Annotated in this window: 22 protein-coding genes and 1 tRNA gene; 16 read left to right on the top strand and 7 right to left on the bottom strand. The window is 64.3% G+C overall.

What is annotated here, in order from left to right; translation table 11 throughout:
* Nucleotides 1–23: 23 nt before the first annotated feature.
* The 5 genes from EOB80_RS23360 to ptsP all read left to right on the top strand — a co-directional run bounded on the left by EOB80_RS23360 (nt 24) and on the right by ptsP (nt 4,855).
* Nucleotides 24–461, top strand: coding sequence for a transcriptional regulator GutM (locus EOB80_RS23360; RefSeq protein ID WP_023811041.1), 438 nt, complete (start codon nt 24–26; stop codon nt 459–461).
* 88 nt (nt 462–549) lie between these two features.
* Nucleotides 550–1,311, top strand: coding sequence for a PTS glucitol/sorbitol transporter subunit IIC (locus tag EOB80_RS23355; protein ID WP_013529328.1), 762 nt, complete (start codon nt 550–552; stop codon nt 1,309–1,311).
* Nucleotides 1,312–1,327: 16 nt separating this feature from the next.
* A complete protein-coding gene (locus tag EOB80_RS23350; RefSeq protein ID WP_127295941.1) occupies nt 1,328–2,329 on the top strand; it encodes a PTS glucitol/sorbitol transporter subunit IIB in 1,002 nt (333 codons plus the stop codon).
* Between the two features lie 109 nt (nt 2,330–2,438).
* Nucleotides 2,439–2,819, top strand: coding sequence for a PTS glucitol/sorbitol transporter subunit IIA (locus EOB80_RS23345; protein WP_127330003.1), 381 nt, complete (start codon nt 2,439–2,441; stop codon nt 2,817–2,819).
* Nucleotides 2,820–2,875: 56 nt separating this feature from the next.
* Nucleotides 2,876–4,855, top strand: coding sequence for a phosphoenolpyruvate--protein phosphotransferase (ptsP, locus tag EOB80_RS23340; RefSeq protein ID WP_127330001.1), 1,980 nt, complete (start codon nt 2,876–2,878; stop codon nt 4,853–4,855).
* 14 nt (nt 4,856–4,869) lie between these two features.
* On the opposite strand, the gene EOB80_RS23335 is transcribed toward ptsP, so the two are convergent.
* Entirely contained in the window at nt 4,870–5,673 is an 804-nt protein-coding gene (locus tag EOB80_RS23335) for a hypothetical protein (RefSeq protein WP_127269655.1), read from the bottom strand.
* A gap of 159 nt (nt 5,674–5,832) precedes the next feature.
* Here EOB80_RS23335 and EOB80_RS23330 point away from each other — a divergent pair, with 159 nt between their 5' ends.
* Nucleotides 5,833–6,843 carry a sugar-binding transcriptional regulator gene (locus tag EOB80_RS23330; protein ID WP_127269653.1) on the top strand — a complete coding sequence of 337 codons (1,011 nt, stop codon included), beginning with the start codon at nt 5,833–5,835 and terminating at the stop codon, nt 6,841–6,843.
* Here the strand turns inward: EOB80_RS23330 and EOB80_RS23325 are convergent.
* Genes EOB80_RS23325 through EOB80_RS23315 form a run of 3 tightly spaced genes read right to left on the bottom strand, consistent with a single transcriptional unit; the run spans nt 6,830 to nt 10,003 of the window.
* Entirely contained in the window at nt 6,830–7,681 is an 852-nt protein-coding gene (locus tag EOB80_RS23325) for a TIGR01459 family HAD-type hydrolase (RefSeq protein WP_127329999.1), read from the bottom strand. The two genes, EOB80_RS23330 and EOB80_RS23325, sit on opposite strands and share 14 nt — an antisense overlap.
* Nucleotides 7,678–8,952 carry an FGGY-family carbohydrate kinase gene (locus EOB80_RS23320; protein WP_164762691.1) on the bottom strand — a complete coding sequence of 425 codons (1,275 nt, stop codon included), beginning with the start codon at nt 8,950–8,952 and terminating at the stop codon, nt 7,678–7,680. Before EOB80_RS23320 ends, EOB80_RS23325 begins: the two co-directional genes overlap by 4 nt.
* A gap of 7 nt (nt 8,953–8,959) precedes the next feature.
* Nucleotides 8,960–10,003 carry a class II aldolase/adducin family protein gene (locus tag EOB80_RS23315; protein WP_127329995.1) on the bottom strand — a complete coding sequence of 348 codons (1,044 nt, stop codon included), beginning with the start codon at nt 10,001–10,003 and terminating at the stop codon, nt 8,960–8,962.
* A 193-nt stretch (nt 10,004–10,196) separates the two neighbouring features.
* Between EOB80_RS23315 and EOB80_RS23310 the strand changes: the two genes are divergently transcribed.
* The 8 genes from EOB80_RS23310 (at nt 10,197) to EOB80_RS23275 (ending at nt 18,720) form a co-directional block, all read left to right on the top strand.
* Entirely contained in the window at nt 10,197–10,973 is a 777-nt protein-coding gene (locus EOB80_RS23310) for a DeoR/GlpR family DNA-binding transcription regulator (protein WP_127266683.1), read from the top strand.
* A complete protein-coding gene (locus EOB80_RS23305; RefSeq protein ID WP_127329993.1) occupies nt 10,970–12,343 on the top strand; it encodes a carbohydrate kinase in 1,374 nt (457 codons plus the stop codon). Before EOB80_RS23310 ends, EOB80_RS23305 begins: the two co-directional genes overlap by 4 nt.
* Nucleotides 12,340–13,884: a sugar ABC transporter ATP-binding protein gene (locus EOB80_RS23300; RefSeq protein WP_127329991.1), complete on the top strand. Its 1,545-nt coding sequence runs from the start codon at nt 12,340–12,342 to the stop codon at nt 13,882–13,884. The genes EOB80_RS23305 and EOB80_RS23300 overlap by 4 nt, the downstream gene beginning before the upstream one ends.
* The gene (locus EOB80_RS23295; RefSeq protein ID WP_127266680.1) at nt 13,881–14,879 is read left to right on the top strand and encodes a ribose ABC transporter permease; all 999 of its coding nucleotides are present in this window, start codon (nt 13,881–13,883) and stop codon (nt 14,877–14,879) included. Before EOB80_RS23300 ends, EOB80_RS23295 begins: the two co-directional genes overlap by 4 nt.
* A gap of 76 nt (nt 14,880–14,955) precedes the next feature.
* On the top strand, nt 14,956–15,894 hold the full coding sequence (locus EOB80_RS23290) for an ABC transporter substrate-binding protein (protein ID WP_127329989.1): 939 nt from the start codon (nt 14,956–14,958) through the stop codon (nt 15,892–15,894).
* A gap of 208 nt (nt 15,895–16,102) precedes the next feature.
* Complete coding sequence (locus EOB80_RS23285) at nt 16,103–16,996, top strand: sugar phosphate isomerase/epimerase (RefSeq protein ID WP_127329987.1); 894 nt, start codon at nt 16,103–16,105, stop codon at nt 16,994–16,996.
* A gap of 384 nt (nt 16,997–17,380) precedes the next feature.
* Nucleotides 17,381–17,734: a cupin domain-containing protein gene (locus EOB80_RS23280; RefSeq protein WP_013529346.1), complete on the top strand. Its 354-nt coding sequence runs from the start codon at nt 17,381–17,383 to the stop codon at nt 17,732–17,734.
* A gap of 332 nt (nt 17,735–18,066) precedes the next feature.
* The gene (locus EOB80_RS23275; protein ID WP_164762689.1) at nt 18,067–18,720 is read left to right on the top strand and encodes a hypothetical protein; all 654 of its coding nucleotides are present in this window, start codon (nt 18,067–18,069) and stop codon (nt 18,718–18,720) included.
* A 148-nt stretch (nt 18,721–18,868) separates the two neighbouring features.
* On the opposite strand, the gene EOB80_RS35485 is transcribed toward EOB80_RS23275, so the two are convergent.
* From EOB80_RS35485 to EOB80_RS23260, 3 genes are all read right to left on the bottom strand, one after another.
* On the bottom strand, nt 18,869–20,791 hold the full coding sequence (locus EOB80_RS35485) for a hypothetical protein (protein WP_245466426.1): 1,923 nt from the start codon (nt 20,789–20,791) through the stop codon (nt 18,869–18,871).
* Nucleotides 20,792–21,325: 534 nt separating this feature from the next.
* Nucleotides 21,326–21,402 (bottom strand) — tRNA-Arg (locus EOB80_RS23265).
* Nucleotides 21,403–21,485: 83 nt separating this feature from the next.
* Nucleotides 21,486–22,649, bottom strand: a complete 1,164-nt coding sequence (locus EOB80_RS23260; RefSeq protein ID WP_127329985.1) for a M20 aminoacylase family protein — start codon at nt 22,647–22,649, stop codon at nt 21,486–21,488.
* Between the two features lie 216 nt (nt 22,650–22,865).
* Here EOB80_RS23260 and EOB80_RS23255 point away from each other — a divergent pair, with 216 nt between their 5' ends.
* Nucleotides 22,866–24,029: a D-alanyl-D-alanine carboxypeptidase family protein gene (locus EOB80_RS23255; RefSeq protein ID WP_127329983.1), complete on the top strand. Its 1,164-nt coding sequence runs from the start codon at nt 22,866–22,868 to the stop codon at nt 24,027–24,029.
* A 3-nt stretch (nt 24,030–24,032) separates the two neighbouring features.
* Nucleotides 24,033–25,002 (top strand): GTP-binding protein (locus tag EOB80_RS23250; protein ID WP_164762690.1); only part of this gene is annotated, 970 nt, incomplete at its 3' end.

The following is a 25,002-nucleotide window of genomic DNA, read 5'->3' as shown; positions in this document are numbered from 1 at the left end:
TGAGGCTTCGGGAGGAGAACCGAATGGCGATTTGGCAGTGGGGACTGCTTCTGCTGGTTATCGTGTGGGCGCTGCAGTCGCTCGGCGTCTGGCTGCAGATGCGGCACTATTCGGATGTCTTCAGGGGCGTCACCGACCAGTACAAGGACGGCTTCGTCGGAGCCGGCAATTTTCGCGGTCGGTTGGCCAAGGGCACCATCGCGCTCGTGGTGGTGACACCCGATCTGGTCGTGCGCCGCCTGATGGTGATGAGCGGCCGTTCCGTCTTCACCAAGTTCAAAAGACATGAAGAGTTCGAGGGTGTTCCCCTCGATAAACTCCGGTCCAACCCTGCAATCATGGGGGAGGGGGAACCCGGTGTGGCCGAGGCCGTGAAACGAGCGATCGAGCAGATCGACAAGACACGGTCGGAGCCGGGGAAGAAGCCGGGCCTGTCCGGCTTGAACATAGCAAGGGCTTAGAGCCGGAGGATTTCGGGCTCTAAATCAAAGGGATAGAGGACGCCGCGCACCGACTGGGATCAACTGGCGGGTGGCATAAGGAGGAGAAATGTCTGTATTTTCGTTGTTGGCGCAGCATGCCGACATGGCCGTGCACAATCTGCATGTCGCAGGTGCCATGGTCTCGGATGCCGCATTGCATGGCAAGCTCGCTGTCGAGCATGCCTCCGACCATCTCGTTGTCCTCGCACAAGCGGACAGCGGACCGATCACTGTCGATCAGTTCAAGGAAAAGCTGAAGGACGTCCAGCAGGAAGAGCAGCTCGGCTGGCTGACCGCCATCGGCAAGTACTTTATCGGCATCTTCCAGAAGGGCGGCGAGGTCTTCGCCGGCTTCGTCACCGGCATCATTCCGACGCTGGTGGTGCTGATGACGGCCTTCTACGCGGTCACCGAACTGGTCGGTGAAGAGCGTGTGCATGGTCTGGCGCGCGGCGCCGGCCGGATCGCGCTGACGCGCTACACGCTGTTGCCGCTGCTGGCGGTGTTCTTCCTCACCAATCCGATGGCCTATACGTTCGGATCGTTCCTGGAAGAAAAGCACAAGCCGGCCTTCTATGACGCGGCCGTGTCCTATGTGCACCCGCCGCTCGGCCTGTTCCCGCACATCAATCCCGGCGAGTATTTCGTCTGGGGCGGCATTCTCGTCGCGCTGCTGGAGCTGGAAAAGAAGGGCGTCGTCGTTGCCGGTTACCACGTCAAGGTGGCGATCTGGTACGCCATCGTCGGCCTCGTCGTCATCCTGCTCAAGGGCATGCTGACCGAACGCATCACCGCCATCATGGCACGCCGCCAGGGCGTCGAGCTGTAAGGGCGGGGAGGACATCATGGCCAAGACATACAAAGCCGTAAGGATCACCCAGGGCAAAACCGGCTGGGGCGGCCCGCTCGTCATCGAGCCGACCGAACAGCGCAGCAAGGTTGTTTCCGTCACCGGTGGTGGCATTCACCCGGTGGCGCAGCTTATTGCCGACATGACCGGTGGCGAGGCCGTCGACGGCTTCAGGGCGCCACCGATCGAAAGCGAGATGGCGGTTGTCGTCGTCGACTGCGGCGGCACCGCACGATGCGGCGTCTATCCGCGCAAGCGCATCCCGACCGTCAATCTGACGCCGGTCGGTCAGTCCGGGCCGCTGGCCCAGTTCATCACCGAGGACATCTACGTTTCGGGCGTGAAGCCGGCCAACATCACAATGGCGGACGGATCCGAAACGATCACGACTGCAGGGGGAGCAGCAGCGATGAGTTCAAGCAACAATGCGGCCGCGGCACCACAGCCGCTGCCGAGCGAAGGTGGGCTGATCGGGCTCATCAGCACGATCGGCCGTGTCATGGGACGTATCGTCGGCATCTTCTTCAATGCCGGCCGTCGCACCATCGATCAGGTCATCCGCAACGTGCTGCCGTTCATGGCCTTCGTGACCATGCTCATCGGTCTGATCCTGTATACCGGCATCGGTGATGTGCTGGCGCAGCCGATGGGTCCGCTGGCCAACAACATCGTCGGCCTGCTGATCATCTCGGCGATCTGCGGCCTGCCGTTCCTGTCGCCCATCCTCGGGCCAGGCGCTGTCATCGCGCAGGTCATCGGCGTCGCCATTATCGGCCCGCAGATCGCCAACGGCACGATTTCGCCGGCAATGGCACTGCCGGCGCTGTTTGCCTACAATACCCAGGTGGGCTGCGACTTCGTCCCCGTCGGCCTGGCGCTCGGTGAGGCCAAGCCGAAGACGATCGAAATCGGCGTTCCGGCGGTGCTCATCAGCCGCCAGATCATGGGGCCGGTCTCGGTGCTGATCGCCTGGGTCGTCAGTCTGATCGTGTTCTAAGGCAACTCCGGGAAAAGCTCACAATGCTTTCCCTTGGAAATTGCGTCAAAACAAAGAGATAGAGCGGTTCACCGCTCTAGGGAAAGTTGAGAAAAATGAGGTTCGCCATATGACGGTTCTGCTGAGAACACGGGTCACTGCCATCGGCCCCGAAGTGGCGGACCTTGCCGAAGGGGGCGTGGTCATCCTGTTTGCGGATGGCTCGCCGCCGGAGCTTGCCGAGGTTTCGGTGCTCCACAAGGCGGAGCAGGGACCAAGTGACGGAGCGCCCGCCAAGGGCGCTTCGATCACCCTCGGCCCGGTTGCCGCTGTTATCACAGCGGTCGGCTCCAGCGCGTGGAGCAAGGTGCTGGAAATGGGTCATGTGGTCATTTCGTTCAACGGCGCTACCGAGGCCGAGAGGCCGGGCGAGATCTGTGCGTCGCAAGTCGACGCACAAGCGCTCGTGGCCGCCCTGAAGACCGGCGCGATCATCACCATCGCCGCCTGACAGCATTCGCGCCGCGGCCTATGTTGGGAGCGGCGCCCAAAACCAGAGTATTTGCCATGGAACGCTCGACCATCGTCCGAGTGCATGAAGGTTTGCACGCCCGTCCGGCGACGCGGTTCGTGAAGCTCGCCAAGGGCTTCGAATCCGACGTCGAACTGGTCAAGGACGGCAAGGCGGTCAGCGCCAAGAGTTCTGTCAAGCTGATGCTGCTGGCGGTCAAGGAGAACCAGGAAGTCACGGTGCGGGCGAATGGCGCCGATGCCATCGAGGCGCTCGAGGCGCTGATCGGCTACCTCGAGAATCCGAGGGCTGGCCTGGATGATGAAGCGGAAGCGCAGAGCGCGGCGAATGATGCCGGGCAGGAAGCGGCACCCGCGTCCGGATCCGTGCCGACGGCACCTGACGGGGCAAACCGCCTGCGTGGCGTGGCCGCCAGCGAAGGTTTCGCCATCGGCCCGGCCTTTGCACATTTCCCACCCGATATCGCCGGACGGGGCCGCGTGTTGCGGGCCGAGGAGATCGAAGGCGAGATCGACAGGTTCCGCACAGCCGTCGGCGCGGTCCAGGCCCGCATGGATCTTGCGTTGGCGCAGGACAGCCTGTCGGCTGGAGACCGCGGCATCGTCGCGGCGCTGCGCGATATCGCCGCCGACGACAGCCTGACTGGTGAGGCCGAGGGCCTGATCAAGGGCGGCAATGACGCGGTCTCCGCCGTCATCACCGCCGCCTCCACCATTGCCGCCGAATTCAGCGCGGTCGACGATCACTATCTCAACGCCCGGGCGGACGACGTTCATGCGGTCGGGCGGCAGATCTGCCTCGTGTTGCTGGGGCAGGACGATATCAGCCTCGAAAACATCCCCGAAGGCGCTATCCTGATCGCCGACGACATCGGTGCCTGGGATCTGGCACGCGCGCCGCTGAAGCGTATCGGCGGCGTGGTGTGCGGCCATGGCGGCGCCACTTCGCACATCGCCATCATCGCGCGCTCGCACGGCATTCCGGCAGTGCTCGGCCTCGGCGGCCAGGTCAATGCCTTGCGCACCGCGCGAGAAGTCGCACTCGATGGCAATGCCGGCCATGTGATCATCGACCCCGACGCGGCGACCCGCGCCGATTTCGCCGGCCGCGTCGAAGCGGCGGCAAAGGAGCGCGCCGGACTGACCATCTTCAAGACGGTGACGCCGACGCTCGCCGACGGCAGGATCATTGAAGTCGCGGCCAATATCGGCTCACTTGAGGAAATCGAAGCGGCGCAAGAGGCTGGTGCCATGGGCATCGGCCTGTTCCGCACCGAGCTTTTGTTCATGCGCCATATGCATCTGCCCTCGGAAGACATGCAGGCCGAGACCTATGCGGCGCTGGCCAAGGCTTTTGCGCCTTATCCGGTCATTGTGCGCACGCTCGACATCGGCGGTGACAAGCCGATTGCCGGCATCGAATTTCCCGACGAGGAAAACCCCTTCCTCGGCTGGCGCGGCATCCGCATGTGTCTCGACCGGCCCGACATCTTCAAGCGCCAACTGCGGGCGCTGCTGCGCGCCGCCGTGCACGGCAACATCAAGGTGATGCTGCCGATGGTGTCCGACATCTCAGAGGTCAGGCAGACGCTCGTGCTGGTTGACGAATGCACGGCCGAGCTGAAAGCCGAAGGCGTGCCGTACGCATCATTCGATCTCGGCGTCATGATCGAAACCCCGGCCGCCGTGCTGATCGCCCCGGCGCTCGCCAAGGAGGTCGCTTTCTTCTCGATCGGAACCAACGATCTGACCCAGTACATCATGGCCGCCGACCGGCTCAATCCGACCGTCGCCAAGCTCAACGATGTCACCAATCCAGCCGTCATGTCGGCGATCGAAATAACGGCAAAAGCCGGCGTCGCCGCCGGTATCATGGTCGGCATGTGCGGTGAGGCGGCCGGCCGTCCCGATCTCATTGCGACCTTCGTGAAGATGGGACTGACCGAACTCTCGATGAGCCCGGCTTCCATCCAGCGCGCCAAGAAAGCGATCATGGCCATGGCCGCTGAAGGCTAGCCAAGACCGGCTAATTACGGCAGATGGGCAAGCAAGGTGGCGAACACCGGTGTCAGTTCAGCGATCGGGTTTGCCTTGGCGCAGGCCTGAACGATGCGGTCGTGGCGAATATCCGCCGCCAGGATCGCGATCTCCAGCATATCCGGCTCCGGCGCACCGTCGCTGCCGGTGGTCGCCAGGCCGCAGGCCAAAGCGAGCGGCGCCAGGCAGCTTATGTCGAGCGCCCGGCCGGCAATCGCGGCCGGCGTTTCCGGCACGGTCTCGGCAAAGCGAACCGGACGCTGGCTGAGGCACTCGACCAGCAGCGCCGAACAGATCGCCGCGATTGCCTGCAGTCCGGCGCCTGGCGTGGCCAAGGCGGCCAGGAGGTCGCCATGCCGCTTGCGCATCGTGGCATGGACGGCCGCGAAATCGGCTTCGTGGATGCGGGCATTGTCGATGTTCAGGCCGGCAAGCACCGCCTTGGTCAGATAATACATATCGCGCCGGAACAGGCGCTCCGCGCTCAGCTGGCGGTCCTCGTTGCCGATCGGGAAATAGGTGCCGAGGCCCTTTACCGTCGTGCCGTCCACCTTGATCGGGCGCTCATGCGGGACGAAAGCTTCAGCGATCGACAACGCCTCGTCGACGGCACTGGCGGCATGGCTGAGCAGGCCTTCGATGCCCTTGCCCGGAAACGGCGGCAGATGGCTGGTTGCTTCGCGCAGGATGCTGGCATCGCCGCTGCCGTCATGGCGGCTCTGGCGGATGATTTCGCGGACTTCCCGCAGCCGATCCTTCAGATTGACGCGGACATCTTCGGAGATTTGTCGGAGCATCGCGGATCGCCTTGAAATTTGCTGCGGATAGCCGCCAAGCGGGGCAGCCGCCACTCTCTACATTGTTCCTATCGATTGGTAGATCAATAGGCGATACTAGACCAGCATGCAGAATCGGCGGCAGCGCGCTCGTCCGTCGCCGCAGGGGGAGAGACAGACTTGGGCAGACGACGACAGGGCGAAAGCGAAGACGGTCGAGGCGAGGCAACCGAGCAGGTCGCCAGCGAAAGCCGGACGGATCGCCTCAGGATTCGCGCCGCCTGGATGTATTTCGTCGAACAGATGACGCAGAACGAGATCGCCGACGTGCTCGGCGTCGGTCGCGTCACCATCGTGCGCATGCTGGCGGATGCCCGGGCGCGCAACGAAGTGAAGATCACCATCGAGAGCGAATTGTCAGAAATTGTGCGGCTTGAGCGCGCGCTGGAGAAGACGTTCGGGCTGCAGCAGGCGCTGGTGGCGCCGCTTTCGGCACCCAATGCCGATCCGATACCAGCGATCAGCGCCAAGACCGGCAGTTTCCTGTCGGACACGATGAAGTCCGGCATGCGGGTCGGCGTCGGCTGGGGGCAGACGCTGTTCTCGAGCCTGCCCTTCATCAGCGCCAAGTCGCTCACCGATTTCAAGGTGATTTCGCTGCTTGGCGGTGTCGGCGTCGTGCGCCGGGTAAACCCAGCCGAGTTCGCCTGGCGCTTCGCTCAGATATTCCAGGGCGACGGCTATCTGATGCCGACACCAGCCGTCGTCGACAGCGTCGAGACCAAGATCGCACTGATCGAGCGCTGCGGCCTGCAGGAGATTTTCGAAATGGCCGACGTGCTTGATGCCGTTCTGCTGAGCGTCGGCGGGATTGCCTCGGCCACCACCTTCTCTCGGGGCGGCTTTCTCAAGGAGGCGGATCGGGAGGCCCTGCTTGCGCGAGGCGCCGTGGGTGACCTCCTGTTCCATTTCTTCGACCGCAACGGCGATCTGGTCGATCATCCCGTCAACAGCCACGTGATGTCGGTGGATGTCGACCGTCTGCGCAAGGCGCCGATCCGTATCCTCACCTCCGGTGGCGAGGAGAAAACCGAAGCGCTGCTCGGCGCCATGACCCTCATCGCCCCAACCATCCTGATCACCGACGAGGAGAGCGCGCGGCGCATGCTGGAGGCGGTCAGCGGAAGCTGAAACTGTCCGTGATGTAGTCCGGCCAGGCCTGCTGTTCGTCGAAAACAGCGGCGAGATCCGGTGTGTCCGCAAGTATTCCGCTCAGCACCAGCGCGGTGGCGATGCCGGCGCTGTTTCCCCCCGATATATCGTGTTCGACGCTGTCGCCGACACAGACCACGGTGCCAGGGTCCGGCTCGCCGGCCAGCGCCAGCGCGGCGTCGAAAATCGCCTTGTCGGGCTTGCCGATGCGGGTAACGCTGCCGCCCAGGCTTTCATAGAGATCGGCCAGACGGCCGGCGCCGAAGCGAGGGCCAACGGCCGTCAGCATGATGATGTCGGGATTGGTGCAGAAACACGGCACCCGCCGCTCTGCAGCCGGCGCGAACAGCCTGCGATAATGGTCGAGGTCAAAGCGGTCACCCTCGCTGGCCGCGATCAGCACCAGTTCGGCCTCATCGCCGGACCCGGTCAGCACAAAAGGCAGGCCCTCAATCGCGGAGCGGTCAGCTTCACGGCTGATCAGCAGACATTTTGTCCCTGGGCGCAGCTTCCCCGAAATCGCCATCTGCCTGAAGGATCGCCACGCCACCTCGCCGGAAGAAACGAAATGATCCCAGCTTCCCGCTTCGAAGCCGAGTTTCATGAGCCGGCTTTCATTGGGTTGCGCCCGCCTGCCGGAGTTCGAAACCAGCACCACGGTCTTGCCGGCACGCTTCAGCGCCGACAGCGCTGCCACCGCGCCCGGATAGGGCCGTGTGCCGTCATGCAGCACGCCGAACTGGTCGAGCAGGAACACGTCGTAGCGCTCCGCCAGCGGCCCGATGCCGTCGAGACGTTCGATCGTTTTGGTGCTCATAGGAGTCCTGCCCGGCTTGCACCCATCAGCGCCAGCCGCGCCGTGCCGGCGGCGGCCTCGTCGGAAAGCGCGGGCAGGAAATCGACGCCGAGCCTGCGTCGCCGGATTGCCGTCCAGGCCGGGTTCGCCGCCCCGCCTCCGACGCTCCTGACCGATATCAGCGCGGGCGCGCCGAGTTCGGCAAGCCTGCCATAGCCGAGCGCCTCGATCGCGGCGATGCCTTCGAACATCGCTTTCAGATAATCGGCGTCGTCCGCCGGCCGGGGCGCAAGGCGAGGCGGCAGCGCCGGATCGGCGATCGGAAATCGTTCGCCCGTGGCGGGAAGCGGATAGTAATCGAGGCCGGTGTCGGTCTCCGGGTCGATTGTCGCGCTGAGTTCGATGATACGGGCGAGCGGAAAATGCTGAGCCAGCACCTTGCCGCCGGAATTCGACGCACCGCCTGCCAGCCAGGCGTTGCCAAGCCGGTGGCTGTAGATGCCGAAGCGCGGCGCCGAAATCGGCCGGTCGGACAGGATCTTGATGGTCAGCGAGGATCCCAGCGCGGTCACGCCGTCGCCGATCGCGGCGGCACCGGTCGCCAGGAACGAGGCGCAGCCATCCGTGGTGCCGGCGACGACGGCCACATCGCGCGGCAAGCCGAACAGTTCCCCGGCTTCCGCGGTGAGGGCGCCGGTGACTTCGCCCGGCTCGACCACGCGCGGCAGCAGCTCCACGCGCATTCCGGTCGCCGCGATCCATTCCGGCCAGCAGCGGGCCTCGACATCATAGCCTGTCTTCAGGGCATTGTTCTCGTCGCTGACGTCGAAGCGGCCGGAGAAGTTTCCGGCAATCCAGTCGGCCTGATGCAGCACCGCCGCAATGCCCGGCGGATGCTGGAAGCGCAGGGCCTTGGCGAGGCCTGATGTCGCTCCGTGCGCTGCGCTTGCAGCCGGCGCGGTGCGGGCGACCGCGGCCAGGATGTCGTCGTCATCGACCTTGTCGTTGTACATCAGCGGTTCGGCCAGCGGCCGCCCGGCGGCGTCGACCGGCAGCAGTGTGCCGGAGGTGCCGTCGATGGCGATGGCGCGGACCGCCGTGCGGTCGATGCCGGAAAGCAGCTCCGTCAGCACCGTCTTGACCGCTTGCCACCACGCCGTGGGAGCTCGCCCATCGCTGCCAAACCTGTCGAGTGGGACGGCCGCGTGCCCGGCTATGGAAAAATCCGGGCGCATGGCGACGGCGCGCGCACCCGATGTGCCGATGTCGATGCCGATGACAAGTGGCATCATGCCCATGCTAGCCGCCAGCCGCGTTGAGCTTCTGGCGATATTGCTCGGCGTCCCAGTTGACCAGCTCGTCATTCTCGGAAGCGGTGAGATAGTTCAGCCGCGCGGCGATGTCGATGCGCGCCGTCACGTCGGCGAGGCAGCGTTGCATGGCATCGGCGCCGGCACTCGCATCGCCGCGCATCAGCACGCCTGCGCCGGGAAACAGGATCGCCGCAGGCGACGTGTCCAGTCGTGCAATGACATCGGCCACCGCCTCGCCTGGTTTCGCCACGACGGAGCCCTGGCCGAGGAAGATGACGTGGTCCGGATAGAGGCTGCCGGCCTGCGCCATGCGGCGGCTCTCAGGGTCGAGCGCAACCGCATGCGCTTCGACATCGGCCGGCAATCTGTAGCCGCTGGCGCCGGCAAGCGCCGCCAAGGCGGCAAGGTCGGGTGCGGCGGTCGCGCGCGTCGGCCGGGCCAGCAATGACCTGATACGGCGCAGCAGAAGCTCCGCCCCGGCGACGGTTTCGGCGGCGACGACCAGCCCGTGATTGCCAAGGATCAGCACGTCGACACCAGGCCGCAGTTTCTCGGCGATGCCGCGTGCAAGCGGCAGGCCGGGCCGGAAATAGGGCACATAGGCCCATTCGATGCCATCGAGCCGCCTGGCGACCTCGGCCTCGCCATCGGCCTGCACGGCAAGCGAGATGGTGTCGACGCAATGGACATGCAGAACAACGCGCTGCGGCATCAGGGCGTGCACCGTGGTCTCGATCGACGGCCGCAGGCCGCGCGGGTTGAGCGCTGCAATGGTGAAACCCTGCGGCAGGTCGGCGGCGTGATCGCGCTGCTCGACGGCTTTCAGCAGCGGCGCCATCGCCACCGGCACCATGATGTCATCGACAAGCGCGTCCTTCAGCCAGGTGCCGGACGCCTTGATCCACAGTGTGTCGCCGGCTTTCAGCGAGGTGTTGCCGCCCGCCGCCTGGGTCAGATGCGGGCTCCGCCCGATGCTGGCCGAAAGCGCCCGCAAGGCCGCCAGTTCCTGCGCATCAGCTTGGGTCGCCATGGCGCTTTTCCTCCAACGGCTCGGCCGTGTCCTGCGCGAAATCCCGTTGCCGGGGTCGAATTGGCGCTGATATCGCAGATACGAGTGATCTACGTCAATAGTGATATACTATCATCAAAACGCGCTTGCAATCTGGCTAATGTTGAGTAAGTTGCACCAATTGCCATGGAAAATGGCATCCGGGAGGAAAGAATTGAGCGACTCCGGCCGCCAGCGTCAGATCGTCGAACTGCTGCGGGATCGTCCGTTCGCTTCGGTGCGTGAGCTGCAGGAACGGCTTGGCGTTTCGGCCGCGACGGTCAGGCGCGACATCGACCGGATCGACGAGGCCGGCGAAGCACGGAAGGTCTATGGCGGCATCTCGGCACTCGACGGCGCTTCCCAGGCCGGTGTCGCCTACGCCCGGCCCTATGACGAGAACCGCGACCTTGCGGTCGAGGCCAAGCGGCAGATCGCCGCTCTGGCGGCGACCATGGTGCGCGACGGCGATGCGGTCATCGTGCATGGCGGCTCGACCTGCTTCCATCTGGGCGTCAAGCTCGCCGAGCGCAACATCCGCCTCTACACCAACTCGATGCCGCTGGCGGCCTATCTCAGCGACCACGGCCATTGCAGCCTGACGGTTGCCGGCGGTGATCTGCATCGCGAACCCGGCATCATCCATTCGCTCACCCAGGCCGTGCCCTTCTACGCCTCCAAATTCTTTCTCGGCGCGCAAGGCCTTGGCCAGGAAGGCGTGATGGAATCGCACCCGCTGCTGGTACGCTCGATCGTCGATCTCAGCCTCTGCGCCGACCAGATCGTGGTGCTGGCCGACAGCCGCAAACTGTCGATCCACGCGCGCAATGTCGCGCTGCCGCTTTCGCGCATCGGCACGCTGGTCACCGACGACGGTCTCTCCGACGCCGATGCGCGCATGCTGGAGGACGCCGGCGTCATGGTGCGGATAGCTTCGGGAGCCATCCAGTGAAGGTGGCGGTCCTCGATTTCGGCAAGACCAATTCGAAGCTGTTCGTCTTCGGCCAGGACGGGCGGATCATCGACGAGCGCCGGACCCAGCCGAAATGGGTGCGCCAAGGCGGCTTCAGCGTGCTCGACGAGGCGGCGCTCCACCATTGGGCGCTCAGCGCCGTTGCCGATGCGGTGGACGGTCATGGAGTGGAAGGGGTCATGGTCTCGGGTCATGGCTGCACCTTTGCCTTGGTCGACGAGGCGGCGCTGACGCATCCGATCCTCGATTACGAGCAAGAGCCGCCGGCCGAGATTGCCGCGCGGATTGATCGCCGCATTCCTGACTTTTCCGAGACTTTCTCGCCGCGGCTGCCGCTCGGCTTCAACTACGGCCGCCACATGCTGTGGCTGCAGGAGGTCGATCCGGACGCGTTCGCTGCGTCGAAATCAATCCTCGGCTATCCGCAATACTGGAGCTGGCGCCTTGGCGGGCGGGCGGTCTCGGAAGTGTCCTATCTCGGCTGCCATTCGCATCTGTGGGCGCCGCGCAGCCAAGACTTTTCCTCGCTGGTCGACGCGCAGGGCTGGCGTGACCGGATGCCTGCCTTCGAGCGCGCCGGCACCGTTATCGGCGAGCAGCGCCTCGGCGCTGCGGTGATCGCCATCCACAACGGCGTCCATGACTCGAATGCGGCGCTGCATGCCTATCGCCGGCAGGAGCTTGGCCCGGTCACCGTCGTTTCGACCGGCACCTGGGTCATCGTGCTCAATCCGGACTGCCCGCTCGACGCACTCGACCGGGATCGCGACATGCTGGTCAACGTCGATGTCGGCGGCGGCCCAGTGCCGACCATCCGCTTCATGGGCGGGCGCGAATTCGCAACAATCAGCGCCGGCTGGCAAGGCGAGATCGCCGGCCCAGTGGTGCAGCGGGTGATCGATGCCGGCATCATGGCGCTGCCGAGCTTCGCGCCGGGCGGGCCGATGGCGGGGCATTCCGGCCGACTGGTCGGGCGCACGCCCGATGCCGAGGAACGCGCGGCCGCGGCGCTGCTCTATGTCGCGCTGATGGTCGATCTCTGCCTCGACCTCATCCATTCGAACAACACCGTGATCGTCGATGGCGGGCTGAACACAGGCGGTGTGCTCGCCGGGCTGCTGGCGCAGTTGCGTCCCGGCCAGGCCTTCCTGCAGGGCGCCACGCTTGAAGGCAGCGCCACGGGTGCCGCGGCGCTCGCCTTCGAGAGCGTCGGGCGCGAATTCGCCGCCGAAGTTCCGGAGCCGGTGCGCGCATCGCGTTTCACCGGGTTGGCAGGCTATCGCAGCAATTGGCGCGACGCCACCATGGACCGCGGCGTCGCTGATGCGGCAGCGGGAGGCGCGCGATGAGTGCGATTGCCAGGGCCGAGACCGCGCGCCAGCCGGTGCTGGAGATGCGGCACATCTCCAAGACGTTCGGCACCATCCGTGCCTTGCACGATGTCTCGCTCAGCGTCCACGCCGGCGAGCTGCACGCCTTGATGGGCGAAAACGGCGCCGGCAAGTCGACATTGATGAAAGTGCTTTCAGGCGCCTATCGGCCGGATGCCGGCGGCGAGATCCTGATCGACGGCATGCCGGCCGCGACCGGCGATCCGATCAAGGCGCGCGCCAGCGGCGTCGCGGTGATCTATCAGGAGCTGTCGCTGGCGCCCAATCTGACGGTGGCGCAAAACATCTTCCTCGGCAACGAGCCGCGACGCTTCGGCATCGTCGACCGCGACCAGTGCACCCGGCGCGCCAGGGAGATCATCGCGCGTCTGGGCGTCTCCTTTTCGGCCCGCGACATGGTCTCCAGCCTGTCGCTCGGCGAGCGCCAATTGGTCGAGATCGCCCGCGCGCTGTCGACCAATGCGCGCATCATCGTCATGGACGAGCCGACCACGTCGCTGACCTCGCGCGAGACCGACCGGCTGTTCGAGGTCATCGCGACGCTGAAATCGCAAGGCATCGCCATCATCTACATCAGTCACCGCATGGAAGAGGTCTACCAGCTTGCCGATCGCGTCAGCGTGCTGCGCGACAGCGGCTATGTCGGTACGCTCGAGCGTGCCGACCTCAGCGCCTCGCGCCTGGTGTCGATGATGGTCGGCCGCGATCTGTCGGCTTTCTACAAGAAGGATCATCGGCCGCCGGACGAAGAGCGCGCGGTGGCGCTCTCGGTGCGTGGCATGTCCGACGGCCGTCTCCTGAAAGACTGTTCGTTCGACCTGCACAAGGGCGAGGTGCTGGCGCTGGCGGGTCTGGTCGGCTCCGGCCGTACCGAGCTTGCGCGGCTGATCTTCGGCGCCGACAGGCGCGTGTCAGGCACGCTGGAACTCGACGGCAAAACGATCTCCATCGGCTCGCCGCGCGAGGCGCTCGATGCCGGCATCGCCTATCTGACCGAGGACCGCAAGGAACTTGGCCTGTTCCTCGACATGTCGATTTCCGACAACATCAGCATGGGCGTGCTGGCGCGGGATTCGCGCGCCGGCGGCTTGCGCGACTTCGCGGCCGCCGAAAGGCGCGCTTCCAAGGCCGTTGCCGATCTCTCCATCCGCACCAGTTCGGTGCAGGCCAATGCCGGCTCGCTGTCCGGCGGTAACCAGCAGAAGGTGCTGCTCGCCCGCCTGCTCGAGACCGAGCCGAAGGTCGTCATCCTCGACGAGCCGACCCGCGGCGTCGATGTCGGGGCGAAATCGGAAATCTACCGGCTGATCGACAATCTCGCCAAACAGGGCATCGCCATCCTGATGATCTCCAGCGAACTGCCCGAGGTGATCGGCGTCGCCGACCGCGTGCTGGTGATGCGCGACGGCACGATATCGGGCGAGGTGACGGCATCGCAAGGCGAACCGCTGAGCCAGGAGAAAATCATGGAACTTGCAACGGGAGCGGCTCAGCAATGACCGACAAGGCGACCGAGATCAGCGCAGGCGGCCAGGCCACCGGCACAAGCCGACGGTTGCGCACGGCTTTCGCTGCCCTCGGCATGCTGCCGGTGCTGATCCTGCTGGCGGCCGGCTTCCAGTTCCTGAACCCGCGCTTCCTGACCGAGACCAACCTCTTGATCGTCACCCAGCAGTCGTCGATCAACATCGTGTTGGCGGCCGGCATGACCTTCGTCATCCTGACCGGCGGTATCGACCTGTCCGTCGGCGCCATCCTCGCCGCCTCGGCGATGGTGGCGGTGATGGTGTCGCTGGTGCCGGACTGGGGTTTGCTCGGCGTGCCGGCGGCCATTCTGGTCGGCCTCGGCTTCGGCCTCATCAACGGGCTGCTCATCGCCTACATCAAGCTGCCGCCCTTTATCGTCACGCTGGGTTCGCTGACCGCGGTGCGCGGTGTCGCCCGCCTGCTCGGCCAGGACACCACGGTGTTCAATTCGGACCTGCCGTTCGATTTCATCGGCAACGGTTCGCTGTTCGGCATTCCGTGGCTGGTCATCATCGCGCTGTCGGTGGTTGTGCTGTCCTGGCTGGTGCTCAAGCGCACCGTGCTCGGCACCTGGATCTATGCCGTCGGCGGCAATGCCGAAGCGGCGCGGCTGACCGGTATCAAGGTGCCGCTGGTGCTGCTCTTCGTCTATGGCGTTTCCGGCCTGCTGGCCGGTCTTGGCGGCGCCATGTCGGCGGCCCGGCTCTACGCAGCCAACGGCTTGCAGCTCGGGCAATCCTACGAACTCGACGCCATTGCTGCGGTCATCCTCGGCGGCACCAGCTTCGTCGGCGGCGTCGGCTCGATCTGGGGTACGCTGATCGGCGGACTGATCATCGCGGTGCTCTCCAATGGGCTCATCTTGGCCGGTGTCTCCGACATCTGGCAGTACATCATCAAGGGATTGGTCATCATCGTGGCGGTCGCCCTCGACCGCTACAGGCTCCAGGCAGGAGCAAGAACGTGATTGACCTTAGTCGCCGGCGTCAACGACCGGTTTGTGTAACGCACCGTGAGAGGCGCGGGGCAATCGGAGGAAAGCAATGAAGACCATCGCCAAACTGCTCTGCGGCGTCGCACTCGCGTCGCTCGCCATCGCGCCTGCTACGGCCAAGGACCTCAACAAGGTCGGTATCTCGGTCGGCCTGCTCGGCAATCCCTTCTTCGTCGCCACCATCAAGGGCATCGAGGACGCGGCCAAGAAGATCAACCCGAAGGTCGAGGTGACCTCGGTATCGGCCGACTATGACCTCAACAAGCAGGTCTCGCAGGTCGATTCGTTCATCGCCGCCGGTGTCGACGTGATCATGCTAAATGCCGTCGACGCCAAGGCGATCGCGCCGGCGGTGAAGAAGGCACAGGCCGCTGGCATCGTCGTTGCCGCCTTCGACGTTTCGGCGCCGGGAGCCGACGTCACCGTGATGACCAACAACGTCAAGGCCGGCGAAGAGGCCTGCCAGTACCTGGTCGACCACACCGGCGGCAAGGGCGACTACGTCATCCTCAACGGACCGGCATCGTCCTCGATCCTGGAGCGGGTGAAGGGCTGCAAGAACGTGCTGGCGCAGCATCCCGACATCAAGATCCTCTCCGACGACCAGAATGCCGAAGGCTCACGCGACGGCGGCCTGAAAGTGTTCCAGTCGCTGCTCACCCGCTTCGACAAGATCGATGCGGTGTTTGCCATCAATGACCCGACGGCGATCGGCGCCCAGCTTGCGGCCAAGCAGCTCAACCGTTCGGAATTCATCTTCACCGCCGTCGACGGCGCGCCCGATATCGAGAAGGAACTCTCCTCCGGCACCTCGATGATCAAGGCCTCGGCCTCGCAGGATCCTTACGTGATGGCCGGCCAGTCACTGACGATGGCGGCCGAACTGCTGGCCGGCAAGAAGCCGGCGGAGCCGACCGTGCTGCTCGACCCGAAGCTGATCACGGCCGAGAACCTGAAGGACTACAAGGGCTGGACCGCGGCCCGCTAAGAGCCTGTTTGGAAATTCTACTCTGTCGGCCATCTGATGGCGTTTTCTGCGCTTCCGTTGCTCACGGACCAAAAGTCCGCTGCGCTACGGTTCTCGAAACCACCACCATATGACTCGCCAGAGCGAATTTCGAAACAGTCTCTAACTCCATCTACAGCGTGCGGCCGGGATGACCCGGCCGCACCTCTTGTCAGCTCCGGAGACGATGATGTCGCGTATTGGAATCCATTCTTTTGTCTGGTCGGCGGGCTCGGCTCAGGCCGATCTCGAGCTCACGCTGGCCAACACCAGGGAGGCCGGCTTCGACCTCATCGAATTCTCCTATCTCGATCCCGCCAATGTCGACATCGGCGGGCTTGCCAGGCGCATCGCCGATCTTGGCCTCGGCGTCGCGATCAGCATCGGATTGCCCGTTGATGGCGACATTTCGAGCGCCGACAAGGCGATTGCCGCGCGAGGCGTCGAAATCCTCAACGACACCATCGCGCTGACGCGCGACCTCGGCGGCCGCAAGGTCGCCGGCATTCTCTCGACCAGCCACGGATTGCAGGTCGAGGCGCCGACGCGCGATCAATGGCAGCGCAGTGCCGGCACGCTGGCCAAGGTTGCCGAGACAGCCAAGGCGGCCGGCGTCACGCTCAACCTCGAGATCGTCAACCGCTTCGAAAGCAATCTGCTCAACACCGCCGCGCAAGGGCTGGCCTTCATCGAGGACACAGGCTCGGACAACATCTTCCTGCATCTCGACACCTTCCACATGAACATCGAGGAGGCCGATGTCGGGCTGGCCATTCGTCATGCCGCCGATAAGATCGGTTATGTCCATATCGGCGAAAGCCACCGCGGCTTCCTCGGCACCGGCAATATCGATTTCGCCGCGATCTTCGATGCGCTGACCGCTATCGGCTACAGCGACGACCTCAGCTTCGAATCCTTCTCTTCGGAAATCGTCGATGAGAACCTGTCGAAGAAGACCGCGATCTGGCGCAATCTGTGGACGGACAACATGGCGCTGGCCAAGCACGCGCGCGCTTTCATCGGTCTGGGAATGGAGACGGCAAGGCGCAAGGCGGAACTCGTCTCGGCGCGGCACAAACCCTGACCCGCCCGTCGAGGGCCGAAGGACGCGGCGTGCGCCACAGGGCAGGGTTCCGAACTCAGATTAACAACAGGCCTCGAGGCAGCCGGTTTTGGCGGCTTTTGTGCCGCCATTTTTCACGATAGGAATTTTTTCTTGACACGGTGACCTCAGCTATGGTACATTTTTGCCTATGGTGCTGATTTGCGCCAGTGACCCGCCGCACAGGCGGGTTTTTCTTTTGATGCACCGTCAGCCAACGTGCCGGCGAAAGGCTCCGAAGGAACCTGTTAGCCCGAGTTCGTTGGCCTGCGCCGTATGGCGCCGGCATTGCTCGCGGCAGGTGCATCGGTTATCTGACAACGCCACGCAAACAACGCCACGCAATCCACCAACGGAGCCCAGCACATGACACGCGAGACAATCCTCAAATTCGGCACCGTCGAACACGCGGACGCCGGCGATCTGGCTGGCTGGATCGTCGTCGAGGGCAGGCCGACCATGCAAACCGCCGTCCAGCACACGACCGCGGACGGCAAGGTGCTGTCGGGCACCTGGCGCGCGACGCCCGGCACCTATCACGCCACCTATACCGACTACGAGTTCGTGCACATGATCGCCGGCCGCATCATCATCACGCCGGACGGCGGCACACCGGTCGAGGTCGGCCCCGGCGATGCCTTCGTGGTGGAAGCCGATTTCAAGGGAACCTGGAAGATCATCGAGCCGGTGACGAAGCATTTTGTCGTCAGGGTAGGCTGAGGCGGGGTGATCCGTCTGGCCCGCCATGGTTCGCCATGGCGGAGCTGATCTCTGCATTCGCCCGGGCCTCGGCCAGGCCACTCCCCGGACTCCGGTCATTGGGTCATGAAGGCGTCTGCGGCGTCATCCACGGTCGGCCTCGACGTGAATGATACGGCACTCGCCAGCCAAGCGATCTCTCATCGGCGCTTACCAGCCAAATATCCTTGATACACCGGATCGATCCCCTAGTTCTTTCGGGGGCGCGGCAATCGCTAGGTTGCCTCGGGGGCAGCGGCGGTTCGGGCCGTTCTGACTGCACGCCGCGGAAAGACGGTTGGACCGACGCATCCATGGAGGTCGTCGTGCGTCAATCGCGTGGATTCACCTGTGCGTATTTCGTCTTAGCTTGCTCGATCGCGGTAGTTTGCGCAGGAGCTGCAACCGGTGGCCAGCAAGGCGGAGGGCATGGCAACGGCGGCCATGGTTCTGGTGGCCATGGTGGCGGCGGAGGTCATGACGCCGGCGGCAACCACGGCGGCTCGCAGAAAGGGACTGGCGATGACCCCGGCGGCTCCAGTTCGTCGGCGGACGACGGCGAGACCAGCACAAGCGGCACTGCGGCAGCCCCGGGGACGGTAGGTCCGGCCACCGCTACTGCTGTTGCGTCCGCAAGGGGCGGACAGTCGCTCGACCTGCCGGCCGCTCTCCAGCCTCCCAGCGACAGCAACACTCAATCAACAGTCAGCCGAACCGAGGCGTTGCCGGGCGTCCCGGATAAAGTCGTTCGGGCCTGCCATGATGCCATCGAGTCGGCCGCCGCTCCGTTTGGCGCGACCAGCGTGCGCGTCAGCAGCGCGGGCTTCGTACATCAGTTGAGTCGGGCGACGATCTCGGCCCCTATCGAGGTCAGCATCGACTATGTGCGGCAAGGCAACGTGGAAACGCGGCAGGCGGCGATCCAATGCGAATTGGACGCGACAGGCAGCGTGATCGGCCTGACATAGCGAACCGCGCAGAACACCTCGCTGATGAAGCAGGGTGAATTCGAGGGGCCATTCATCTTTGGCCGAAATGGCAGCAGGCCTCGGGTGTGTTACCAAGGGTGCGGGGCATCAAAGATGGCCTTCCACGGAAGCGACCGCGCAGTCGGAATCACTGTGGTGTCACGTGTCTTGGCAAGAGCGAGTAAGGAAGTGTGATCGAACGCACCCGGGTCATCCGCGAAGGGTTGCGAACCTTGCCAGTCTTCTTGCTGACGGCCTTCACCTGGCTGGCTGCCGCGCGGCCAGAACGCGGCTTCAGGGGCGGTTCGATCTGCGCGCTGCGGCGCTCAGTCCTGAGCCTGTCGTTGTCCCCGCGCGCTGCGGCCAAGTCGCGGGCAAGAGAAACAGTGGCCTCGCGTTGTTCGCCCAGAGCCTCCTGAAGCTTAGCGACACGCACCAAAAGAGCTTGGGCGGCGGCTTCGCGCTCGATGCGGGCTCTGTCGAGATCCTCACGATTCATGACGGCTGTAGTACGTTCCCGTGCCAGAGCCTGTGCCGTCTCGGTTGCGGCCTGCTCGGCACGCTCTTTCGCTGAGACTGCTTTGGCTCGCTCCAGTTCAGCCGCCTGGCGCTCGACGCGAGCTTCTTTCAGCTCCTCAACGGCCGCTGCTGCTGCAGCGCGTTCTCGTGCGAGCGTTCGCTCCGTGTCAGCTGCGGTCCGCTCCACTTGTTGTCTCGCTGTGACCGCGTCGGTCCGTTCCTGCTCAGCCGCGGCCGTACGCTTCATGAGTGCGGCATTGGTCAGTTTCGCTTCGGCGAGATCGCCACGAAGCAGCTCCGCCTTCCGGCGTTCGTCGTCGAGCATGCCGCTCGCCTGCGCCAGTGAAGCCTTGGCCGTGGCGCGATCCTCGGCGGCCTCGGTCTCAAGCTGTTCAATTTGGACGCGCGCTTGCGATAAATCGCGCGCCTGCCTTTGGGCCTGCTCCTGCTCGAGATGAGCAGCGGGCATCTCCTCAAGGACATAGCTGGTGGCCTCGCTCAGCATCGTGCGGGCATCTCCCGCAATGCGCCGCAACGCGTCAAGAGTGCGGGCCGCCGCGAGTTCATTGCGCAACCGCTCCTCGCGCGCGTCATCGGCAGCTGCCATGCTTGCCCTCAGCGTGTGGATCTGCTTGCTCGCCTCGAGGAGCGCTCCCTGCAGAGCGGCGCTCCTGGCACGCTCGCCTTCCGCCGCCCGGTGTTCCTGGTCGGCCAATTGTCTCGCAGCGGCAGACTGAGCACGATCCGTCCCGTCTTGCGCCTGGTTAGCCGTGAGATCCGGGCCAAGCAATTCGGCACTCGCCTGAAGTCTCAACGGGCGCGAAAGGTCTCGATGGGCCTGGTCTTGGGTTTGCGAGATGGCTGAAGCGCTTTCGACCCAGATTTGTCTCGTCATCGCATAGCCAATCGGCGCGGCCAGACAAATGGCGGCGAGACCCAAACGCGATACAAGAACGATCGGCCTGCGAACGACAGGGTTTGAGGCAGGCGCCATGGCAGGGTCGGGATCTCCCATCTGAGCTGTGAAATTCAAACCGCGATCCGCAGCATAGGCCAACGGAGCAATTTTTGGCGGTGAAGCTCTATGGCGCAATTGGTCCCATGCCGACCCGCAAATCCGCTTCCCACGTTCCGCGATCGCGCTGATGGATGCTGCAAGCCGGCCAGACTGCACACTGTTCGGTGCAGGAGCACCGGTCACTAACGAGCTCCCGCTGGGTTCGGATGTCGCGGCGAAATGCTCGATTCGCACTCCGAACCGAGAGTAGTTGGTATTTTGAGCCCGAACATCCAGGCCGACCGGATGCAAGGGGTTGGCAGCCTTGGAAGAAGCAGGTCCGGCGACAAGTCCGGCCGGGCTTTCCCATTCCCAAGAAGCCTCGTCGGCGATACCGGATCTGCCTTCGTCAAACGCTGCAAGGCGGCGCCGTCGCACCGCGGCAAGGATACGCCGGAGCACAAGATAGACGCCCACCGATGCAAGCGTCACCACTGCGATCAGAATGGCCAAATTTACGTCGTTTGCATACATTTCGGCAAGATAATTTGGCATTGCCGTGCCCGTGCGTTCTGGGGTGTATCGTCAAGTTCGTAAAGCGATGTCTGGTCATCCGCCTTGGTATTGGCCAGGCTTACCGCCCTCGAAACGTCGCTTTCTTCGGGATCCTTCTGGTACTTGCGAATTGTTGCGGATGGCGGGGCGCCGGTCGCGCGCTGATAGATCGCCGCAGTTGATATTCCTTGGCGGGCAATGGCCGACCAAGGACACATGCGGGGCCCTGAGACGCCGATTTGCGCCTCTGCATATCAACCTCGCGAGAGTTCGCCGGTGCGGACAATTCGCCACTTCCCGGCTCTTGACTGTCCATCATGAACTTTAAGCTAGGTCACAGCGCACCACGGTCAACCATCACCTCGCAATGATCCTGCCGGCAGCCTTCGGCCAGACAAAAGGGCCATTGTAGTGCCCGCTCTTCGGAGCGAAGCTGGATCGTTCCTTGTTCGGCGATGCATTCCCGCCGAGATTAGAATTCGTTGCACTGTTTCGCGAAAAGTACGACGTCAGTTGCTAAGCTGGTGAAAAGCGTGGTGATCCCGACAGGAATCGAACCTGTGACCTACAGATTAGGAATCTGCCGCTCTATCCTACTGAGCTACGGGACCACGCGGCCAGACACATAGCCGCTTCGGATCGTTTCGCCAAGAGGCCGGCCGAAGGCAATTCGGCCGACTTTGCGCTGCCGCCGTCAGGCGGCCAGCGCGGTTTCCGCCAGTTTCACCCAGTAGCTCATGCCGTGCGGGATGACCTCGTCGTTGAAATCGTAGGCAGGGTTGTGGAGACCGGCGGTGTCGCCATTGCCGATGAAGATGAAGGCGCCGGGGCGGGCTTCGAGCATGTAGGAGAAATCCTCGCCGCCCATCACCGGCTGGATGCCGCGGTGGACATGGGCGTCGCCGGCGACACTCATCGCGACATCACCGGCAAACACCGTCTCTTCCGCGTGGTTGAAGGTCACGGGGTAATTTGCCTGATAGTCGACCTCGATCTTTGCCCCGAATGCGGTCGCCAGCCCGTCGCATATGCTGCGGATGCGCTCTTCGGACTTCTTGGCGATCTCCTTGCGCAAGGTGCGCACGGTGCCGGCGATTTCAGCGGTTTCGGGGATGATGTTGTAGGCGTCACCGGCGTGGAACTTGGTCACCGACACCACCACGGCCTCGACCGGATCGGTGCTGCGCGAGGCGATCGTCTGCAAGGCGCCGACCAGCTGGCTGGTGATGACGATCGGGTCGATCGTGCCGTGCGGCATCGCCGCGTGGCCGCCCTTGCCGCGCACGGTGATGGTGAACTCGGCGGTCGCCGCCATGATCGGGCCCGGGCGGATGGCGAACTGCCCGACGGGCAGGCCCGGCATGTTGTGCATGCCGAACACCCTGGAGATGTCGAAACGCTCCATCATGCCGTCCTTGACCATCTCGTTGCCGCCGCCGCCGCCCTCTTCGGCCGGCTGGAAGATCACCGCCACGGAACCGGTGAAGTTGCGCGTCTCGGCGAGGTATTTGGCCGCGCCCAGCAGCATCGCCGTGTGGCCGTCATGGCCGCAGGCGTGCATCTTGCCGGGGATGGTCGAGGCGTAGGACTTGCCTGTGATCTCGTTGAGCGGCAGCGCGTCCATATCGGCGCGCAGGCCGATGGTGGGGCCTTCGCCCTGCCGGCCGCGGATGATGCCGACGACGCCGGTCTTGCCGAGGCCGGTGACCACATCGTCGCAGCCGAAAGCCTTCAGCTTCTCGGTGACGAAGGCGGCGGTCTTGAAGACGTCGAAGTTCAGTTCTGGCGTCTGGTGCAGATGCTGGCGCCAGCCGGCAACTTCGTCCTGCATTTCGGCGGCACGGTTCAGGATTGGCATGATGGTTCCATCTCGCTGTTGGGACAGGCGGGTGTCGTCCGCTGCCTTGCAATTGTGATCGCCAGGCACTTTGCCATCTTGGCGTCACATAGGGTAAATAGCACCGCAACGATGCGGTCCGGTTTTTGAGGGTCGGACCAATCATGCTGGCGATCGCGTAACGAAATCTTACGGAGCCAGGGGCGACTACGGCAAGAGGCGATTTCGGATTTGATCATGCGGTACAGGCATTTCCTCAAACTATTCTCGGTTGGCACAATCGCGCTGTCGGTCGTGGCCGGGCCGGCGCTGGCCAATCCGGTGGTCGTATTCGATCTCGGCAGCGGCAAGATCCTGCAGCATCAGGACGCGTTCAAGCGCTGGTATCCGGCGTCGCTGAGCAAGCTGATGACCGCTTATGTCACCTTTCGGGCGATCGCCGCCGGCGAGGTTCAGCTTGATTCGCCGATAAAGGTGACCAAACACTCCGCCGCCGAGCCGCCAAGCAAGATGGGCTTCAAGCCGGGCTCGGTGATGCGGCTCGACAACGCGCTGAAGATGATGCTGGTCAAATCGGCCAACGACATCGCCATGGCGGTGGGCGAAAATGTCGGCGGTTCGCAGGCGGCCTTTGCCGACCGGATGAACGCCGAAGCGACCCGGCTCGGCATGAACGGCACGCATTTCGTCAATCCGAACGGGCTCTATTCGCCGGATCAGTACACGACGGCGCGCGACCTCGCCGTGCTGGTGATGGCGATCCGCCGCGAATTTCCGCAATATGCGCCGTGGTTCTCGATCGAGGGCCTTGCCGTCGGCAAGAAGGCTATTCCCAACTACAATCTCTTGATTGGCCGTTATCCCGGCGCCGATGGCATGAAGACCGGCTTTGTCTGCCCTTCCGGCTTCAACATGATCGGTTCGGCGACCCGCAACGGGCGCACGCTGGTCGCGGTGGTGCTTGGCGAGAAATCGGCGGTCACACGTGCCGAGACCGCGGCAAAACTGCTCGATCAGGGTTTTGACGCGCCTGCCGCCGGCTCGGCCACCGTCACCACGCTGGCGCCCTATGGCGACACGGTCTCGCCCAACGACATGAAGGACGAGGTCTGCAAGAAGAAGACGCCGCAGGAGCAGTCGGAGGCGCCGCCGGTTGCCGCCAAGGACGTGCCGAAATCGCCCTATCAGGAAAAGCTCGACCATGTGCCGACGCTGGTTGCCGTCGGCCTTGGCGGCGCCACCGGTCCGGCGCCGAAGGCCATCCTCGACCGGGGCGGTCAGGAATATGCCGATGTGCCGATCCCGAGCTGGCGGCCCGACAGGCCGGCACCGGCCGGCGCAGGCCCGAAGATTGCCGGCTCCGCCGCGCAGGGCGACCAGCCGGCCAAGGTTGCGAACTAGCCAATGGGCAGCGGCTTCCCGATCCCCGTCTCGGTGCTGACCGGCTTCCTAGGCGCCGGCAAGACGACGCTGCTCAACCGGCTGCTCAAGGATCCGGCGCTGGCCGACACGGCGGTAATCATCAACGAGTTCGGCGAGGTGGCGATCGACCATTTGCTGGTCGAGCAGTCTTCCGACGGCATCATCCAGCTTTCGGACGGCTGCCTTTGCTGCACGGTGCGCGGCGAACTGGTCGACACGCTGGCCGACCTGGTCGACCGGCTGCAGACCGGCCGCATCGCCCGGCTTGCCCGCGTCATCGTCGAGACCACCGGCCTTGCCGACCCGGCGCCGGTGCTGCAGTCGATCATGGCGCATCCGGCGCTGATCCAGGCCTTCCGGCTCGACGGCGTCATCACGCTGGTCGATGCCGTCAACGGCAACGCCACGCTCGACGCCCACGTCGAGGCGGTCAAGCAGGCTGCCGTCGCCGATCGCATCGTGCTCAGCAAAGCCGATCTGGTCGCCGATCCCAATGAGTTGGAAATGCTTCGGGCGCGCCTGCGGCAGATCAATCCGGGCGCCGAACTGCTCGATGCCGGTGACACGGGGACAGGCGTGGCGGCGCTGTTTGATTGCGGCCTCTACAACCCGGCAACCAAATCCGCCGATGTGCGGCGCTGGCTGGGCGAGGAAGCGGCTCATGATCATCACCATCATGATCACCATGATGGGCATGATCACGAACATGGCCATGACCACGGTCATCGCCACGATTCGCGGGTGCGTTCCTATTCGCTGGTGCATGACGGCCCGGTGCCGTTTTCGGCGATCGAGATGTTCCTCGACCTGCTGCGCTCGACACATGGCGAGCGCCTGCTGCGCATGAAGGGCGTCATCGAGCTCAGGGAAGACCCGTCGCGGCCTTTGGTGATCCATGGCGTGCAGAAGATCCTGCATCCGCCGGTGCAATTGCCGTCCTGGCCAGATGGCC

Origin of the sequence: Mesorhizobium sp. M7A.F.Ca.MR.245.00.0.0 (assembly GCF_003997415.1) — a bacterium.
Lineage (GTDB): Bacteria > Pseudomonadota > Alphaproteobacteria > Rhizobiales > Rhizobiaceae > Mesorhizobium.
This window is presented reverse-complemented; position numbering and strand designations above follow the sequence as displayed.